Here is an 18,521-nt window from a genome sequence, read left to right on the forward strand (position 1 = left end):
AGCCGTGCCTGTCGCGGCATTTTCCTCATGCGGATCCGATGTGCGCTCGAGCATCTGGGCCTGGGTCGCGAGACAGGTTGCGGGCTGCGCCGACCAAGCGGCGCACGGCGGCGCGTCTTGAACTCCACCCTGGATCGGAGGCGCCGGCGCGGCTCCTGCCGACGATGCGCAGGAGCGCGCCCGCCAGCATAAAGGCCAGCGCAAACCATGTCAGCGCGTAAATCAGGTGGTTGTTGGGAAACCGCACGATCGTGAGCCCGCCGAGGGGGCTGCCGCCGGGATTCGGCGTCGCATCGGCATCGATGAAATAGGGGGCGACGTGCGACAATCCGTGCGCGGCGGCGATCGCGGCGACGTCGCGCGAATACCAGCGGCCCGCCGCAGGGTCGTTGCTGCGCAGGAAACCGCCCTTCGGCTCCGAAATCCGCAACAACCCGGTGAGATTGACCCGGCCCTGCGGGGCGCCGTCGCGCCGTGTGGCGGGATCGCGCCGGTCGGGCGGAACGAAGCCGCGATTGACCAGCACCGTGGTTCCGTCGGCCATCTGCAGCGGCGTCAGCACCCAGAAGCCGGGGCCTTCGGCCGTCACGGCCTGCACCAGCGTCTCGTCGGCATTGAGGAACGTGCCGCTCAGGGTGACGCGGCGATATTCGTCGCTGGCGGCCGTGACCGCGGGCCATGACGATGGCGGCGGCGGCGCGACCGCTGCCGCATGCATGCGCTGCTCGACCCGTTCGATCAGCGCCAGCTTCCAGGTCCGGCGTTCGATCTGCCAGACGCCGAGCGCGCTCAGCAGCACCACGCCCAGCATGCCGAGCGTGAGCAGCACCAGCGGTGGTCTGGCAGATCGCACCGTCACGGCATCTGGCTCATGTCGTGGATCGGCATCATGTTGATGTTGAGGTGATGCATGACCCACAGCGAGCCGGTCAGCGCGATCACCACCATGACCACGGTGAAGATCATGGCCATCATGGTCCAGCCGTTCTCGGACCGCGTGTTCATGTGGAGGAAGTAGATCATGTGAACCACAATCTGCACCGCCGCCAGCACCAGCACGATCAGGGCGGTGACCGCCTTGTCGGCGATGGTGCCGGTCATCACCAGCCAAAACGGAATGGCGGTGAGGACGACCGAAAGGCCGAAGCCGATCAGATAGCTCTTCAGCGAGCCGTGAGCGGCGCCGCCATGATCGTCATGGCCGTGTCCGGCATTGGCTTCGAGGGCATGAGCTTCGGCGTGAGCTTTTGTTGTCATCGCAGCATTCCCAGGAGGTAGACGAAGGTGAAGACGCCGATCCAGACCACGTCGAGGAAGTGCCAGAACATCGACAGGCACATCAGCCGGCGCCGGTTGGCGGTGGTGAGGCCGAACCGCGCGGTCTGCACCATCAGCGTCATCAGCCAGACCAGGCCGAAGGTGACGTGCAGGCCGTGGGTGCCGACCAGCGTGAAGAACGACGACAGGAAGGCGCTGCGCTGCGGCGTGGCGCCCTCATGGATCATGTGGGCGAACTCGGTGAGCTCGATGCCGAGGAAGGCGAGACCGAACAGTCCGGTGATCGCGAGCCAGAGCTGGGTCTGGCCGATCTTCGATTTCTCCATCGTCAGCATGGCGAAGCCGTAGGTGATCGAGGAGAGCAGCAGCATCGTGGTGTTGAGCGCGACCAGCTTGAGGTCGAACAGGTCCTTCGGCGACGGGCCGGCGGCATAGCTGCCGCCGAGCACGCCATAGGTCGCAAACAGCATCGCGAAGATGAGGCAGTCGCTCATCAGGTAGATCCAGAAGCCCAGCATGGTGCTGGCGCCTTCCGGATGATCGTGCTCGTCGACGACGTGGAAGACGGGCTCGGAGTCTTGAGTGGTGATGGTCGTCGCTACGCTCATGACTGGGCTCCCGCGGCAAGAACGCGTGTCCGCGCGTCTTCAGTCCGCACCACCTCATCCGCCGGGATGTGGAAGTCGCGGTGATAGTTGAAGGTGTGGCCGATCGCGACCGCGAGCAGCGCAACGAAGCTGACGGCGGCGAGCCACCAGATGTACCAGATCAGCGCGAATCCCATCACCGTCGCGAACCCGGCGAGGATGACGCCGGTGCCGGTGTTGGACGGCATGTGGATCGGCTTGAAGCCGGTCAGCGGGCGCCTGTAGCCGCGGCGCTTCATGTCCCACCAGGCGTCGTTGTCGTAGACCACGGGCGTGAAGGCGAAGTTGTAGTCCGGCGGCGGCGAGGAGGTCGCCCATTCCAGCGTGCGCGCGTTCCAGGGATCGCCGGTGGTGTCCTTGAGCTGTTCGCGCCGGAGGATGCTGACCGCGAACTGCACCAGCATCGCACCGATGCCGAGCAGGATCAGGAAGGCGCCGAACGCCGCGATCACGAACCAGATCTGCAAGGACGGATCGTCGAACACGCGGAGCCTTCGGGTCACGCCCATCAGGCCGAGCACATAGAGCGGCATGAAGGCGAAGTAGAATCCGGAGACCCAGAACCAGAACGACAGCTTGCCCCAGAACGGATCGAGCCTGAAGCCGAACGCCTTCGGGAACCAGTAGTTGATGCCGGCGAACAGGCCGAACAGCACGCCGCCGATGATCACGTTGTGGAAATGCGCGATCAGGAACAGGCTGTTATGCAGCACGAAATCGGCCGGAGGCACCGCGAGCAGCACGCCGGTCATGCCGCCGATCACGAAGGTCAGCATGAACGCCACCGTCCACATCATCGGCAGCTCGAAGCGGATGCGGCCGCGATACATCGTGAACAGCCAGTTGAACATCTTCGCGCCCGTCGGGATCGAGATGATCATGGTGGTGATGCCGAAGAACGAGTTGACGCTGGCGCCGGAGCCCATCGTAAAGAAGTGGTGCAGCCAGACCAGGTAGGACAGGATGGTGATGACGACGGTGGCGTAGACCATCGACGTGTAGCCGAACAGCCGCTTGCCGGAGAACGTCGCGGTCACCTCGGAGAAGATGCCGAACGCCGGCAGCACCAGGATGTAGACCTCGGGATGGCCCCAGATCCAGATCAGGTTCACGTACATCATCGGGTTGCCGCCGAAATCGTTCGTGAAGAAGTTGGTGCCGACGTAACGGTCGAGCGACAGCAGCGCCAGCACCGCGGTCAGCACCGGGAAGGAGGCGACGATCAGGACGTTGGTGCAGAGCGAGGTCCAGGTGAACACCGGCATCTTCATCATCGTCATGCCGGGCGCGCGCAGCTTGACGATGGTGCAGACCAGGTTGATGCCCGATAGCGTGGTGCCGACGCCGGCGACCTGGAGTCCCCATATGTAATAGTCGACGCCGACGTCAGGACTGTAGCCGATGTTCGACAGCGGCGGGTAGGCGAGCCAGCCGGTGCGGGCGAATTCGCCGACGAACAGCGACATCATCACCAGCACCGCGCCGCCGACCGTCATCCAGAAGCTGAAATTGTTGAGGAAGGGGAACGAGACGTCGCGGGCGCCGATCTGCAGCGGCACCACGTAGTTCATCAGGCCGGTGACCAGCGGCATCGCCACGAAGAAGATCATGATCACGCCGTGGGCGGTGAAGACCTGGTCGTAGTGATGGGCGGGGAGGTAGCCGTCGGAGCCGTTGAAGGCGATCGCCTGCTGCAGGCGCATCATCAGCGCGTCCGCGAAGCCGCGCAGCAGCATCACGATGCCGAGGATCATGTACATGATGCCGATGCGCTTGTGGTCCACGGTGGTGAACCATTCGCGCCACAGATAGCTCCAGAGCCGGAAGTAGGTGACGAGGGCGAACAGCGCCAGCCCGCCGGTTGCGACCACCGCGAAGGTGCCGACCAGGATCGGCTCATGGATCGGCAGCGCTTCGAGATTGAGGCGGCCGAAGATCATCTTGACGAGATCGGGATTCATGCGGTCCTCCTCAGGACTCTGATTTCGGACGCTGGCCGAGCAGCAGGGATGTCGATGACGGGTGAGCCGGCGAGAACGGCGGGCGCTTCAGCCCGAAGCCGCGCAGCGGCGTCAGATCGAGCGGCGCGGTGACCTCGCGCGACGGCGCATCCTTGATCTCGTCCATCGAGCAGATGCCGGCGACGAAGGTCGGCTCGGAGCCGAGCGGCGCGCCGCGGCGGGCGTATTCGTCGTAAGTCAGCGGCAGCGTGTTGCTGAAGCCTTCGCGTCCCAAGCCGCCCTTGGCGTCGATCGCCATCATCTCGCTCATGCACATCTTGCCGGGCTCGACGCACATGTTGAGGATCGCCTTGTAGAGATCGCGATCGACCGAGCGATAGAGCCGGACCGGATCGTTCTCGCTCGGACGTTCGAGCTGGAGATAATCGGTGCGGCCGAGCATGTTGGCGCTGGCCTTGGCGGTCGCGATCCACTTGTCGAAATCGGCGTTCGACAGGCTCTTGAAATCGAAATGCATGCCGGAGAAGCCGGCGCCGCTGTAATTGGCGGAGAAGCCGCGGAAGGTGCCGGGCTTGTTGGCGACAGCGTGCAGCTTGGTCTCCATCCCGGGCATGGCGTAGATCTGGCCGGCGAGAGCTGGGATGTAGAACGAGTTCATCACGGAGGAGGCCGTGATGCGGAAGCGGATCGGGCGGTCGACGGGCGCCGCAAGCTCGTTGAGCGCGGCGACGCCGTAATCCGGGTAGATGAACAGCCACTTCCAGTCGAGCGCGACCACCTCGACATTGAGCGGGGCGTCCTTGCTCTCGATCGGCTTGTCGGCGGCGATGCGGCCGAGCGAGCGGTAGGGATCGAGCAGATGGGTGCCCATCCAGGTCAGCGCGCCGAGGCAGATGATGATCAGAAGCGGTGCCGACCAGATCACCAGCTCGAGCTGGGTGGAGTGATCCCAGTCCGGCTCGTAGGGCGCCTGGGTGTTGGACTGGCGGTAGCGCCAGGCGAAGAACACGGTCAGCGCCATTACCGGAAGCACGATGATCAGCATCAGGACGGTAGAGATCACGACGAGGTCGCGCTGCTGGGCGGCGATGTCGCCGGCAGGCGCCAGGACGACGAAATCGCACCCGCCAAGGAGCGCCGCGAACGGCAATAAGGCCAATAATTTCAAGGCGCGCACGGCTCACCCCACTTGAATTTCATGAGTTCGGCCAAGGGGTAGCTGCGATGCAGCAAAGTTGACATTGGACAATTTGTCCAATGTTGCACTGCGGGATAGGCGGTCAGAAGGTGAGGTGGACCGCGTGGCAAAGTCTGCCCGTGGCCTCATCTTGTTCGAGCATGATTGGTTCGGAAAACCGTTCTTCGGTTTCCCGGATCAGGCTCCAAAGGACGGTTCTCCGGCGATGGCACAGGCCCCAGCAATGGCTCACGGCACCCCGACCACATCAGGTCACGGGCAGGCGAAACCCGGCGAGATCGCCATCGGCGTCATCATCGGACGCACCTCGGAGTTCTTCGACTTCTTCGTCTACGCGATCGCCTCGGTGATCGTGTTCCCGAAGCTGGTGTTCCCGTTCGCCAATGAATTGACCGGCACGCTCTATTCCTTCGGCATCTTCGCGCTGGCCTTCGCCGCGCGGCCGCTCGGCACCGTCATCTTCATGGCGGTCGACCGCCGCCACGGCAAGGGCGCCAAGCTCGTCACCGCGCTGTTCCTGCTCGGCACCGCGACGGTCGCGCTCGCCTTCCTGCCCGGCTACGATACGATCGGCGTTGCGGCGATCTGGCTGCTCGCCGCCGCGCGCGTCCTGCAGGGCATTGCCTGGGGCGGCGCGTGGGACGGCCTCGCCTCGCTGCTCGCGATGAATTCGCCGGCGAACAAGCGCGGCTGGTACGCGATGGTGCCGCAACTCGGCGCGCCGCTCGGGCTGATCGTGGCGAGCGCGCTGTTCGCGTTTTTCGCCGGCAACCTGTCGGCGGATGATTTCTTCGATTGGGGCTGGCGCTATCCGTTCTTCGTCGCCTTCGCCATCAACGTGGTGGCGCTGTTCGCGCGGCTGCGCATGGTGGCGACCGATGAATATTCCGAGCTGTTCGAAAGCCGCGACCTCGAGCCGGCGCGGGTCGGCGAGACCGTCGCGCAGGAAGGCCGCAACATCCTGCTCGGCGCGTTCGCGCCGCTGGCGAGCTTCGCCCTGTTCCACATGGTCACGGTGTTTCCGCTGTCCTGGGTGTTCCTGTTCACCAAGGAAAGCCCGGTGCGCTTCCTGATCATCGAGATGATCGGCGCCATGGTCGGCGTCGCGGCGATCGTCGCCTCCGGCATGATCGCCGATCGCGTCGGGCGCAAGCCGCTGCTGCTGGGCTCGGCGGTCGCGATCGCGGTCTATAGCGGCTTTGCCCCGCAGCTGCTCGACGCCGGCGCGTTCGGTGAGACCGTCTACATGGTGCTCGGCTTCGTGCTGCTCGGCCTGTCGTTCGGCCAGTCGTCGGGCGCGATCGCCTCGAACTTCGCGCGCAACTATCGCTACACGGCTTCCGCGCTGACCTCGGATTTCGCCTGGCTGTTCGGCGCCGGCTTCGCGCCGCTGGCCGCGCTCTTGCTGGCGACGCATTTCGGCCTGATCTCGGCCGGCGCGTACCTGTTGTCGGGGGCGGTGTGGACGCTGCTGGCGCTGTGGCTCAGCGGCCTGCGCGAAGCGGAAGTGAATTAGACTGCTCGCGCAGTTTCCCTCGTCTTGTAGCCCGGATGGAGCGAAGCGAAATCCGGGGCCACCTTGACCGCGGACCGTTCTGCCCCCGGATTGCGCTGCGCTCCATCCGGGCTGCGAATCTCAGGCTAGCGGAATAATCCATCGACGCGAAACGAATAGCCTAAGCCGACAACGTAGTTCGGCGAGTTGCGGTTGAGCCCGAACGCGATGTGGAAGTCGAGCTGCTGGGTCGGTGTGATCTTGTACATGCCGCCGGAATTGACCAGCTGGGTCGGCCGCGCGCCGTCGGGATAGTCGCCGACATATTCGGTGAACACGCTGATCCGCTCGGTCAGTTTCTTCTCGACCACGAACGTCGCCTCCGACATGTGCTGGCCGGTCGGTTCGGCCGGACGGAAGAATTCCGTGAACATGCCGCTGACGCCCCAGCCCTCATGCAGCTCCCATGACCATGGCAATTGAATATAGGGCTGCGCGCCGCGGCCGGCGATAACAGCAGCACTTGTCGGCAACGCGACGCCGGCCGTGATCGAGAGGTCGATCTTCCCGGGCACCGGGCTGATCTGCCATTTGATGGCCGGCGCGACGTCGGAGAAGCCGGAGGCGCCCGGCGATTTCAGCGTGCCGACATAGCTCGGCAGGTCGACCAGTACTTCGAGGCAGGGCGCAATCCCGAGCCGCCAGCGGCTGTTGCTGCCGTCGATGCTGCGGCCACCGTCGCGGCCGGTCAGGTTGACGCCGTTCTCGTTCTGCAGGCTCCCGACCGGCACGACGATACTGGAATTGGTGACGTCGGGCCGGTCGGTCGCAATTTCGTCGCTCGGTTTGGGACAGCCGTCCGCGCGCGCGGCGGTGGCTGCTGCGAGTGTGAGCGCAGCAAGCACGCACCCGAGTTCGGCAAGTCGAGCGACGGCGCCGAACCTGGTCTGAAACACTGGGGATGCTCCAATAGCGCGGCGCGGCTGCGGAGGTGGCAGCCGCAATCAAGATCGACGGGGCCGCGCAATTATTCCGCGGGGGCGGCAAAAAACTTCAACACGAGGCATGATTGTCGGCGATCCCAGCGGCCGGCGTCCAGTGCAATGACGGCCGGGCGGCAGGGAATAGAATGGCAGCGCGGCGGCTCCTGTTGTGGTGGCAAACAGGAGACCCGGAATGACCATTCGTTCGATCGCCGGCGCGCTGGCGCCGCGGCGCGCCAAAATCGCCGCGATGGCGGCCATCGCGATCCTGCTCGCGCTGAACAGCGCCCGCGCGGCGGGCGATCCGGCACGCGGCGCCACGCTGTACCAGGGCTGCGGCGATTGCCATTCGATCGAGAAGAACGACGTCGGCCCGATGCATAAGGGCGTGGTGGGCCGCCTCGCCGGTTCGGTCGCGGGCTATAATTATTCGCCGGCGCTGAAGAATTCGAAGATCGTGTGGACCGAGGAGAATCTCGACAAATGGCTGACCGATCCGGACGCGATGGTCCCGGGCACCAAGATGTTCTACGAGGTTCAGGATCCCAGGGATCGCGCCGACATCATCGCCTTCCTCAAGGAGAGGGCGAAGTAGGGTTGCTTGTAGCCCGGATGGAGCGCAGCGTAATCCGGGATCTTCTCTTCGCGGACGCACGTCCCCGGATTGCGCAACGCTGCATCCGGGCTACGGTTCTCTACCGCCTCAATCCACCACGATCTTGACGCGGTCGCGCGGTTTGACCTGGGCGTGGGCGTCGAGGCCATTGAGCACGCGGAAGCGCTCGGCCGGATGATCGACGCCGGCCATGCGGTGCGACAGCGATTCCACGGTGTCGCCGGGCTGCACGTTGATCACCTTGATGCGCAGCGGGCGCGCGGCCTGGATCTCGTCGAGCGTCAGGCGACGGAATGAATTGACGGTCTCGCGTGCGTTGCGCTCGCTCTCGGTGGATTTCTGCTTGGCGGCGAAGATGAAGCGGTAGACGTCGCTGCCGAAGCGCAGCGCATAGACCTTGAACTGCCACTGGTCGCCATGCGCGGTGGCCGAGGCCGCCGGAAAGCCGTTGATGGTGAGGTCCTCGGTCGAGGACTTCTCGACGCCCTCCATCCAGCCGGAATTCAGATAGTCGCCGAGCGACTGCTCGGCCGGCACCCGCACCACGTCGAAGCGCATCGCCTGGCTGCCGCCTTCGCGCACGCCGATCACCGCCTGCGCGGTGTTGTCGAGCGTGAAATTATCGGGCGCGGTGAAGGTGAAGCCGAGCTTCGGATGCAGGAAGCGGCGGCCGCGGACGAAGCCTTCGCTGGGATCCTCGCCGTAGACGATGTTGTCGATCGCGGCGAGATAGGTCTCGCGGTCGCGATCGTTGCTCTCCGGCGATGAATATTGCCGCGCGGTGGTCTGCGCATTGTTGATGCGCTCCGGCGTCGCCGGATGCGACGAGGTGAAATCCTGCGCGCGCGGATCGAGCGCAGTCTTGCCGATCTTGAGCGCGGCATTGCGCTCCATCGCGGTCAGGAAACGCGCCGCGCCGTAGGGATCGAAATGCGCGCGGGCGGCGATGCCGACGCCGATGCCGTCGGCCTCGAACTCCTGCTGCCGCGAGAAGCTCGCCAGTGTCAGCTTGGTCTTGGCGAGCGCAAGCGCCGTGAGATCGGGATCGGTGCTCATGTCGGTGACGACGCGCGTCACCACCGCCGCCTGGCGCGCCTGGTCCTCGCGCATCGCGGCGTGCTTGGCCAGCACATGCGCCATCTCGTGGCTCAGCACCGAGGAGAGCTCCGAGGTGTCGCTGGCGAGCGCGATCAGGCCGCGCGTGACGTAGAGCTGGCCGGTCGGCAGCGCGAAGGCGTTGACCGCGCCGGAGTTGAGGATCGTCACCTTGTAGGCCTGGTCGGGCCGCTCGGAAGCGGCGACCAGCCGCTCGACGGTCTTGCTGATCAGCGCCTCGAGCTTCGGGTCGTCATAGGCGCCGCCATAGGACGACAGGATGCGCTCATGCTCGCGCTCGCTGTTGGGCGTCTGCTGCACCACCCGGTTCGGCTTCACCGGCGCCGCCGCCGCAGTCGGGGTGACCTGCTCGAATCGGCCGACATTGCCGCAGGCCGACAGCGTCAGGGCGGCGCAGACGAGCACCGGCGCAGCCGAAAGCCGGCGGCCAGTCCCATTTTCACGCCGTCCTGCGCGCACCATCACGTCCAAAACTCGCAAATTGTCCCGTGAGTCGGCCGGGGTGTGGCCAAAGGCCCCCTAGTTCCCGCCGAGCACTTCAATCTGCCCCACCCGGAGCAGTTCGATTCGCGGCCCACGTCGTGCTTCCACCCAGCCTCGTACACGAATCCTGCGATTTTCCAGAGACTTGGGCGCAAGCCCGGCCGCTTCGAACGCAGGGACTATGCGCCTTGAAATAGTCAGAGCAAAGTCCCGAGTCCAGTTTCGGCCGAAATTCAGGTAGGTCGTCGCCCCGGCCTGGCGCACCGACAAAACCCTGCCCTCGACCACCATAAAACGCCCGATCCCGGCCAAAATATCGTCCGGACTTTCGGCGTTTTTTATGACACTGGCCTCGGCCCAGGTTCCCGACCGGGCCGCCCGTGCCTCGCCCTCCGCCGCCATCAGCGCCGCGGCGCAGTCCTTGTCGGCGACCTCGGACGACACCAGCGCGAGGCCCTGACGCAGCAGTTCGGTCTGCACGGGCAGCCCCTCACCTTCGACGAAGGCGTAGGCCGGTTGCCGGCCGTAGCGGTCCGGCGTGTCGTCCTGCCCGCGCAGCGTCACCTCGCGGCCGACCAGCCGTGCCGACAGCGCTGCCATGGCCTTCGTCCTGTCCGCCACCTCGATGCCGGCAAGCCGGACCTCACGGCCGTCGTCGAGCCGAAGGCTGCGGGCATCGATGATAGCCGCGACGCGCCCTTCGCCCTGAATCTCGAAATTGCATCGGCAGGTTCGATGCATGCGACGATTGCGAGCGCGCATACTGTCATCGTCACCGTCCGCGAACGGCGTCGCCATGCTCGATCGTGTGGAAGCGTCATGCTGCACTCTTCACTCCGGCGCGCTCTGTTCCGAGCGGCGGCCGCCAACAGAGGCAGTCTGACGGAAAGATCGTCGCGGAGCCACAAGCGAAACGACACCCGTTGGGCACCTTGATTCAGCGAACAAATTTTCCGAGCGCTTCTCATCGCGCGCATGCACGCGCCGCTGGTTTCACATCGATGCGTGGCCGCGACGGGACAAACACACCTCGCATGTCCCTTGCCGTGACGAAAATGGCCATCCAATCGCGCGCGACGCGGTCCGCGCGCCCGTCAACCTTACCCATTGACCATCTCAACTCCGTGCGCGGAATGAGAATTCGTTATTATTGCCAATGATTTGCGGCGCACGATAACTATTCGGCAATTTTTAGAAACAGCGATCGATTGCGGTCGCTCAATCCTATTGCCGAGGTCCTTGTGTCGAACCCAGTTGTTCTCACGCTGACGACCAGCGATCCCCTCCACGATTACACCCAGCTCTACAACGCGATCTCGGCGATCAGCGTCGGCGGCGGCTTCGCTGCGGCGAACACCGATTACGTCATCAACTTCTCGCTCTCGTCAGGCGCGCGCACGTTGCAGCTGCTCGACGATCTGCCGGCCATCAACCTGATGAACGGTTCGACGCTCACCTTCGACGGCAACTCCGACTACAACAATCAGCTCGGCGGGCAGGATTACAGCGACGTCATCGACGCGCGCGGCTATCAGGGCTTTGTCGTCACCTCAGGCAAGGTGACGTTCAAGAATCTCACCATCATCAATGCGGTTGCGAGCGGCGGCAATGGCGGGGTCGGCGGTGGCGGCGGCGGTGCAGGCCTCGGCGGCGGCCTGTTCGTCGGGCAGAACGCCGACGTCACGCTCGACAATGTCAATTTCGGCAGTAACACCGCGAAGGGCGGCGATGGCGGTGCGGTCGATCCTGCCGGTGGCGGCGGCGGTGGCGGCGGCATCGGTGCCGACGGCGGCAGTGGCAATGGCGGCGGCGGCGGTGGCGGCGGTTTCGGCGGTCACGACTATTATGGCGACCACGGCAATGGCGCGAACGGTTACAGCGAAGCCGGCTCTGATAGCCAGCATCCTTCAACAGGCGCGCAGGGCTCGAGCGGCACGCCGGCGACCGTCGTCGGTCCAGGCGGCGGACAGAGCGCCGACAATTATGGCGGCATCGGCTACGGCGCGCATGCCTCCGGCGGCGCAAATGGTGGCGGTGGTGCCGGCGGCGTCGGCGGCGGCGGCGGTGGCATCGGTGGCGGCAACTCGGTGGGCGGCGGCCCTTCGGGCACGCTGATCGGCTTCGGCGGTGCAGGTGGCGTCGGTGGCGGTGGCGGCGGCGGCATTTATGGCGGCGGCAATGGCGGGTTCGCCGGCGGTGGCGGCGGATCCGGCAATGGCAGCGGCTACGCGCACACCGGCGGCAATGGCGGCTTCGGCGGTGGTGGCGGCGGGTCGAACGGCACGCCCGGCAGCGGCGGCTTCGGCGCGGGCAATGGCTCGCTCGCCGGCGGCGGTGGCGGCGGTCTCGGCGCCGGCGGCGATATCTTCGTCCAGCAAGGCGGCAAGCTGACCGTGATCGGCGGCACCCTGTCCGGTGCCACCGAGACCGGCGGCACTGGCGCGAATGGCGCGAGCAACGGCTCGGCCTATGGCGACATCTTCATCCAGGGCACGATGGTCGTCACGCCGACGCACACCGTTTCCACGGTCTTCGAGGGATTGCAGACCGTCACCACGCTGACGATCGCCGACACGATTGCGGACGAGAAGGGAATCAGCGGTGCCGGCACGACCGGCAAGTTGCAGATTTCCGGCGGCGGCACGCTGACGCTGACCGGCGCCAACAGCTATGTCGGCGGCACCCAGATCGATGCCGGCAATACGCTCTCGATCACCGCCGACAACAATATCGGCGGCTCGGCCGGCGCACTGATCCTCAACGGCGGCACGCTGACCACGACCGGCGGCTACACTTTCACGCACGGCATCCAGGTCACCGCCAATGGCGGCACCTTCGACATCTCGTCCGGCACGATCGCCGACTCTGGCGCGATCAGCGGCTCCGGCACGTTCACGCTGTCGGGCGCAGGCACCTTGCAACTCGGGCTTGGCCAGCTCGCGGGGCTGACCGGGACGCTCAACCTGAGCGGTGGGCACCTTGGGTTGACGACGGGCGGAACCTTTGACGACGCGATCGTGGTCGGCGGCAACTCGGTTTTGACGGTCGGGACCGGCGCGACCGTCACCGATACCGCCCTGATCAGTGGCGGCGGCAATCTCGGAATCGACGGCGGCGGCACATTCGTGCTCAGCCATGCCAACAGCTATGGCAGCACGACGATCTATTCCGGCACGGTATGGCTGACCACGGCCGGCGCAGCCGGCACCGGCAATATCTCGTTCACGACAGGACTCGCCAGCACGCTGAAGATCGACGATGCCGCGCTGACCGGCAACGCGTTCACCAACAGCATCTCCAACTTCAATCCCGGCCAGTCCATCGACCTGACCGGGCTGCACTACAACGCCCAGAACACCTCGCTCAACACCGTCAGTCTTTCCGGCAACGTCCTCACGGTCTCGAACGGCACGGTGACGGATACGTTGACGGTGAACGGGCTCGACGGCGGCGCCCGCTTCCAGCTTTCGCAGGATGCGAATGGCGGCACGATCGTGCAGCTTGTGTCGACGCGCGTCTTCAATGTCTCGAACGTCACCGAGCTCAACGCAGCCATCCTGCAGATGGATTCCGGCGGCCAGAACGCCGCGCCGAATGCCAACTACACCATCAACATCACCGCCAGCTTCAGCCTCTCGTCGGAGCTGTACGCGCTCAATCTCTTGAGCGGGTCGAGCGTCACCATCAACGGCAGCGATGGTCACGGCGGCGCCTACACGATTGACGGCCTCAACGCCCAGCGCGGGTTCTTCGTTTATGCCGGCAACGTCAATCTCGAGAACCTGACCATCCAGAACACGGTGGCGGCCGGCGGCGGCGTCATCCAGGGCGGCGGCGGCGGTGGCGCCGGGCTCGGCGGTGCGCTGTTCGTCTCGGCGAACGGCAGCGCCACGCTCGACAATGTCGTGTTTCACAACAGTGCCGCGATCGGCGGCAATGGCGGAACCGGCAGCACCGCGAGCAACGCCAACCTCGACGGCTTCGGCGGTGGTGGCGGCATGGGCGGTCGTGGCGGCAACAGCAGCGGTGGCGGCATCGGCCTTCACGCGCAGGGTGCGAACTCCGCTGCATTCCAGAACGGGGCCGCTGGGATCGTTCCCGGCGCCGCGGGGGGCGGCAAAGGCGTCGACGGCTACCTGATCCCGTTCGGAGGCGGGACCATGCTTTACTGGTATGGCGGAACGGGCGGCGCCAATGGCGGCGGCGGCGGCGCGGGTGGCTTCCTCGGCAACAACAACCGCGCGCACGGTACCGGCGGTGGCGTCGGCGGCGGCAACGCAATCGACGGCGGCAATGGTGGCTACGGCGGTGGCGGCGGGGCGTTCGGCAATGGTGGCTTCGGTGGTGGTGGCGGCTATGGCGGCAATGGCGGCTTCGGCGGCGGTGGTGGCGTCAGCGGGCTCGGTGGCTTCGGCGGCGGTGGTGGCACGGCGGGTGGCGGTGGCGGCCTTGGCGCTGGTGGCACCGTCTTCGTTCAGCAAGGCGGCTCGTTGACCATCAAGGGCGGCTCGCTCTCGAACGATTCCGGCTTCAACGCGGTCAAGGGCGGCACCAATGGCGCCGGCCAGGCCAGCGGATCTGCATACGGCTCAGGCATCTTCATCCAGGGCACCAACAATCTCAGCTTCGCACCGGCCAGCGGCCAGACGCTGACGGTCGCCAGCGATATCGCGGACCAGAGCGGCAGTGGCGGCACCGGCGCCAATGCGGGCGTCGGCGGTCTCGTGGTTAGCGGCGGCGGCACCGTCATCCTCGGCGGCAACAACACCTACACCGGCAACACCACGGTCAGCGGCGCCGGCACACGGGTGTCGATCTCCGCCAACGTCAATCTCGGCGCGGTGACCAACGTGCTGAAGCTCGGCGACGGCACCGGCATCAGCTTCACCGACGGTTTTACGCAGACCCGCAACATCACCGTCGCCGGTGATCCGGTCTTCAACGTCGCGGCCGGCCAGACCGTCACCCAGAGCGGCGTCATCTCCGACGGCGCGACGCCCGGCGACGTGGAAGTGACCGGCGGTGGACGGCTCGTGCTGTCCGCGCACAACACCTATTCGGGCGGCACCGTCATTAAGGGCTCGATCCTCGAGCTCGCAGCGAGCGGTGCGGCCGGAACCGGAGCGATTGCGTTCACGGACGGCTCTACCGAGAAGCTCGTGCTCGATGCCGCGGCATTCTCCGGCACCTCGTTCGGCACGTCGATCACCGGCTTTGCCGGCGGCGATACCATCGATTTCAGCAATCTCGCCTATGACGCGACGGCGACGCTGGCCTATGCGAACGGCATATTGACGGTGAAGAGCGGCAGTGGCAGCACGCTCGCCTCGCTGCATCTGGGTTTCGGCGCGGGCGCCACCTTCGGCTCGCTGAGCCTCGCCTCGGATGGTTCGGCCACGCCGCACCTCGAGATCAGGTCGCAGGCCAGCATTGCTTCGCTGACCGCGGACACGACCGGTCACCTGACGCTGCTCAATACCGGCAAGGTGGTGACCATCACGGTCAATTTCAGCAATGCGGTGACCGTGACCGGTGCGCCGGAACTGCTGCTCAGCGACGGCAAGGCCGCGACCTATGTCAGCGGCAGCGGCTCGCAGGCACTCGTGTTCAGCTACACGGTGCAGGACGGCGACAGCAGCTCTGATCTTCAGGTGCAGAGCCTGTCGCTCAACGGCGGCACGATCAAGGATCCCGGCGGCCAGGACGCCGACGTCACCCATGCGGCGACCGATCTGCATCTGGTGATCGACGGGGTCGCGCCGACGGTATCGGTCGCGGCAAGCTCGACGTCGCTGCTGGCCGGGCAGAGTTCGATCGTCACCTTCACCTTCTCCGAGGCGGTCACGGGCTTCGCGCTTGCGGACACGACGGTGAGCGGCGGCACGCTTGATAACCTTATCCATGTCGGCCTCAACGCCGCGCACCAGGACATCTACACCGCGACCTTTACGCCTGACGTGACCAATTCCGAGGTGGGTTCGGTGCAGGTCAACGCGGCTAGCTATACGGACGCGGCTGGAAACGCCGGCGCGGCCAGCAGTGCGATCAATTTCTCAGGCGACACCAAGGCGCCGACGGTGTCGGTCACTGCCGATCACAGCAGGCTCGCGGCCGGCGATACTACAGTCGTGACTTTCAGCTTCTCCGAGGCCGTCACCGGCTTCGGGCTGGGCGACGTCACCGTCAGCGGCGGCACGCTGGATAATCTCACCCATGTCGGCGTCGATGGCTCCGGCCACGACGTCTACACCGCGACCTTCACACCCGACGTGACCAACACCGAAGCGGGTTCGGTGCAGGTCAACACCTCAAGCTATAGCGACGTCGCCGGCAATTCCGGTTCGTCGAGCAACGCGGTCAATTTCACCGGCGATACCAGGGCGCCGACGGTGTCGGTTTCGGCGGACCACAATGCGCTGCTCGCCGGCCAGACCGCAGTGGTGACCTTCACCTTCTCCGAAGCGGTCGCGGGCTTCGCGCTCGGCGATGTCAGCGTCAGCGGCGGCGCGCTGGGTAATCTTGTCCATATCGGCGTCAACGGCATCGGTCAGGACATCTACACCGCGACCTTCACGCCCGATGTCACCAACATCGAGGCCGGATCGGTCCAGGTCAACGCATCGAGCTACAGCGACACGGCCGGCAATGCCGGCGGTATCAGCAACACGATCAATTTCACCGGCGATACCAAGGCGCCGACCGTCTCCGTCTCGCTCAATCCCGACGCGGTGCTGGCCGGCGACCTCTCGGTCGCAACCTTCACCTTCTCGGAGGCGGTGTCCGGCTTCGCCCTGGGCGACACCACCGTGCATGGCGGCGCGCTGAGCAATTTGGTCCACGTCGGGCTCAATGGTGCCGGCGAGGATGTCTACACCGCGACCTTCACGCCCGATGTCAGCGACACCGAGACCGGTTCGGTGAAGGTCAATGCGTCGAGCTATGCCGATCTGTCCGGCAACGCCGGAGCGGCTGGTAACACCGCCACGATCGGCGGCGATACGCTGGCGCCGACGGTCTCGATCGCGGCCGACCGTAGCGCGCTGCTGGCGGGCCAGGCCGCGCTGGTGACATTCACCTTCTCCGAAGAGGTCGCGAGCTTCGCGCTCGGTGACGTCACGGTGCATGGCGGGACGCTCGGCCATCTCGTCCATGTCGGCATCAACGCGTCGGGCCAGGACATCTACACCGCAGCCTTCACGCCGGATGAAAGCAACACCGAGGCGGGCTCGGTGCAGGTCACGGCGTCAAGCTATACCGACGTCGCCGGCAACGCCGGTGCAGCGAGCAACATCGTCAATTTCATCGGCGATACCAAGGCGCCGACGGTGTCGGTTGCCGCGAGCCCGAGCACGGTGCTGGCCGGGCAGACGTCGGTGGTCACCTTCACCTTCTCCGAACATGTCGCGGGCTTCGCCATCGGCGATACCGTCGTCGCCGGCGGTGCCCTGAGCAACCTGGTCCATGTCGGGCTCAATGTGTCGGGCCAGGACGTCTACACCGCGCTGTTCACGCCTGATATCACCGATGTGCTGGCGGGCTCGATCCGGGTCACGGCCTCGAGCTATGCCGACGATGCCGGCAATACCGGTGCGGCTGGTAACACCGCCACCATCGGCGGCGACACGCATGCGCCGACGGTGTCGGTGGCGGCCAATCACACCGTGCTGCACGCGGGCGACACGGCGCTGATGACGTTCACCTTCTCCGAAGCCGTCGCGGGCTTCGGGCTCGGCGACATCACCGTGCACGGCGGCTTCATGGGCAACCTTGTTCATGTCGGCCTCAACGGCGCAGGCCAGGATATCTACACCGCGATCTTCACGCCCGATGTCACCAACTATCTGTCGGCAAACCTGTCGGTCGCCGGCGCGAGCTACACCGACGTCGCCGGCAATGCCGGTGCGGCAAGCAGCTCGGTCAATTTCAGCGGCGACACCAAGGCGCCCTTGGTACCGGCGCTATTTCTGCATCAGGACACCGGCGTCTCGGGTGCCGATCGCATCACCAGCAATCCGCTGATCGACTATTACAAGGCCGATGCTGCCGACACGCTGCGCTTCAAGGCCGACGGCGCGTCGGGCTTCTCGGCGGTGGCGCCGGTGTTCACGACCGATGGCGTGCATTCCGTGACGGTGCAGGAGGTCGATGCCGCCGGCAATGTCAGCGCGTCGTCCAGCCTGACCTTCACCCTCGACACGACTGCGCCCCATCTGACCGGGATCACCGCCACGCCCTCCGGCGGCGTTGCGTCTCCGGGCGCGCTGGTGCAACTGACGGTCGGCTTCAGCGAGGCGGTTCGCGTGATCAGCGGCACGCCGACACTGACGCTGAACGACGGCGGCAGCGCGATCTACGATGCCGCGGCCACGACGCTGCTCGGCGATCCCTCGAAGCTGGTATTCGATCACATCGTGTCGTCGACCGATCGCGCGCCATCGCTGGCGGTGACCGGCTTCGCCGCCAATGGCGCCAGCGTGGTCGACCTCGCCGGCAATGCGGCGTCGCTGTCGGCCGTGTCGGCGGCGTTCGATGCGTTGCACATCAACGAGACGACAGTGCCGGCCTATACGCTCGGGTCGATCACGCGGCCGGAACTGCATCTCGATCTCGGTGGCCATGTCATCATGGACGCGACCGCCACGGCGTTCGCCGGGCACTATGGCATGCAGTACCTGTTCCTCGGGCTGCCGGCTGGCACGTCGTATCAGACCGTGCCTGACTTCCATCTCTGATCGAGGCGTCAT

At 65.7% G+C, this 18,521-nt stretch carries 11 protein-coding genes; 3 read left to right on the forward strand and 8 right to left on the reverse strand.

Annotated elements, in window-relative coordinates:
- Positions 1–25: 25 nt before the first annotated feature.
- Genes ACVW17_RS10095 through cyoA form a run of 5 tightly spaced genes read right to left on the reverse strand, consistent with a single transcriptional unit; the run spans position 26 to position 5,063 of the window.
- Positions 26–829: an SURF1 family protein gene (locus tag ACVW17_RS10095; RefSeq protein ID WP_456751743.1), complete on the reverse strand. Its 804-nt coding sequence runs from the start codon at positions 827–829 to the stop codon at positions 26–28.
- A gap of 26 nt (positions 830–855) precedes the next feature.
- Positions 856–1,257 carry a cytochrome o ubiquinol oxidase subunit IV gene (gene cyoD / locus ACVW17_RS10100; protein WP_456751744.1) on the reverse strand — a complete coding sequence of 134 codons (402 nt, stop codon included), beginning with the start codon at positions 1,255–1,257 and terminating at the stop codon, positions 856–858.
- Positions 1,254–1,886, reverse strand: coding sequence for a cytochrome o ubiquinol oxidase subunit III (cyoC, locus tag ACVW17_RS10105; RefSeq protein ID WP_456797082.1), 633 nt, complete (start codon positions 1,884–1,886; stop codon positions 1,254–1,256). The genes cyoD and cyoC overlap by 4 nt, the downstream gene beginning before the upstream one ends.
- Positions 1,883–3,886 carry a cytochrome o ubiquinol oxidase subunit I gene (gene cyoB / locus ACVW17_RS10110; protein ID WP_456751746.1) on the reverse strand — a complete coding sequence of 668 codons (2,004 nt, stop codon included), beginning with the start codon at positions 3,884–3,886 and terminating at the stop codon, positions 1,883–1,885. The genes cyoC and cyoB overlap by 4 nt, the downstream gene beginning before the upstream one ends.
- A gap of 10 nt (positions 3,887–3,896) precedes the next feature.
- Positions 3,897–5,063: a ubiquinol oxidase subunit II gene (gene cyoA, locus ACVW17_RS10115; protein WP_456797083.1), complete on the reverse strand. Its 1,167-nt coding sequence runs from the start codon at positions 5,061–5,063 to the stop codon at positions 3,897–3,899.
- Positions 5,064–5,307: 244 nt separating this feature from the next.
- Between cyoA and ACVW17_RS10120 the strand changes: the two genes are divergently transcribed.
- Positions 5,308–6,600 carry an MFS transporter gene (locus tag ACVW17_RS10120; protein WP_456751748.1) on the forward strand — a complete coding sequence of 431 codons (1,293 nt, stop codon included), beginning with the start codon at positions 5,308–5,310 and terminating at the stop codon, positions 6,598–6,600.
- A 125-nt stretch (positions 6,601–6,725) separates the two neighbouring features.
- Here the strand turns inward: ACVW17_RS10120 and ACVW17_RS10125 are convergent, their stop codons facing one another.
- Positions 6,726–7,535: a transporter gene (locus tag ACVW17_RS10125; protein WP_456797084.1), complete on the reverse strand. Its 810-nt coding sequence runs from the start codon at positions 7,533–7,535 to the stop codon at positions 6,726–6,728.
- Positions 7,536–7,755: 220 nt separating this feature from the next.
- On the opposite strand from ACVW17_RS10125, the gene ACVW17_RS10130 reads away from it, so the two are divergent.
- A complete protein-coding gene (locus ACVW17_RS10130; RefSeq protein ID WP_456751751.1) occupies positions 7,756–8,157 on the forward strand; it encodes a c-type cytochrome in 402 nt (133 codons plus the stop codon).
- Between the two features lie 108 nt (positions 8,158–8,265).
- Here the strand turns inward: ACVW17_RS10130 and ACVW17_RS10135 are convergent, their stop codons facing one another.
- Positions 8,266–9,756 (reverse strand): M48 family metalloprotease, encoded by a 1,491-nt coding sequence (locus ACVW17_RS10135; protein WP_456756390.1) that lies wholly within the window; start codon positions 9,754–9,756, stop codon positions 8,266–8,268.
- A 57-nt stretch (positions 9,757–9,813) separates the two neighbouring features.
- The gene (locus tag ACVW17_RS10140) at positions 9,814–10,539 is read right to left on the reverse strand and encodes a thermonuclease family protein (protein ID WP_456798940.1); all 726 of its coding nucleotides are present in this window, start codon (positions 10,537–10,539) and stop codon (positions 9,814–9,816) included.
- Between the two features lie 479 nt (positions 10,540–11,018).
- Here ACVW17_RS10140 and ACVW17_RS10145 point away from each other — a divergent pair, with 479 nt between their 5' ends.
- A complete protein-coding gene (locus ACVW17_RS10145; protein ID WP_456797085.1) occupies positions 11,019–18,509 on the forward strand; it encodes an Ig-like domain-containing protein in 7,491 nt (2,496 codons plus the stop codon).
- The last annotated feature ends 12 nt before the right edge of the window (positions 18,510–18,521 follow it).

This window comes from Bradyrhizobium sp. USDA 4473 (genome assembly GCF_054063335.1).

Bases quoted from the DNA above. Each gene is read 5' to 3' on its own strand.
- cyoD (WP_456751744.1), bottom strand. From the start codon at position 1,257: ATGACAACAAAAGCTCACGCCGAAGCTCATGCCCTCGAAGCCAATGCC.
- cyoC (WP_456797082.1), bottom strand. From the start codon at position 1,886: ATGAGCGTAGCGACGACCATCACCACTCAAGACTCCGAGCCCGTCTTC.
- cyoB (WP_456751746.1), bottom strand. From the start codon at position 3,886: ATGAATCCCGATCTCGTCAAGATGATCTTCGGCCGCCTCAATCTCGAA.
- ACVW17_RS10120 (WP_456751748.1), top strand. From the start codon at position 5,308: ATGGCTCACGGCACCCCGACCACATCAGGTCACGGGCAGGCGAAACCC.
- ACVW17_RS10130 (WP_456751751.1), top strand. From the start codon at position 7,756: ATGACCATTCGTTCGATCGCCGGCGCGCTGGCGCCGCGGCGCGCCAAA.
- ACVW17_RS10135 (WP_456756390.1), bottom strand. From the start codon at position 9,756: ATGGTGCGCGCAGGACGGCGTGAAAATGGGACTGGCCGCCGGCTTTCG.
- ACVW17_RS10140 (WP_456798940.1), bottom strand. From the start codon at position 10,539: ATGCGCGCTCGCAATCGTCGCATGCATCGAACCTGCCGATGCAATTTC.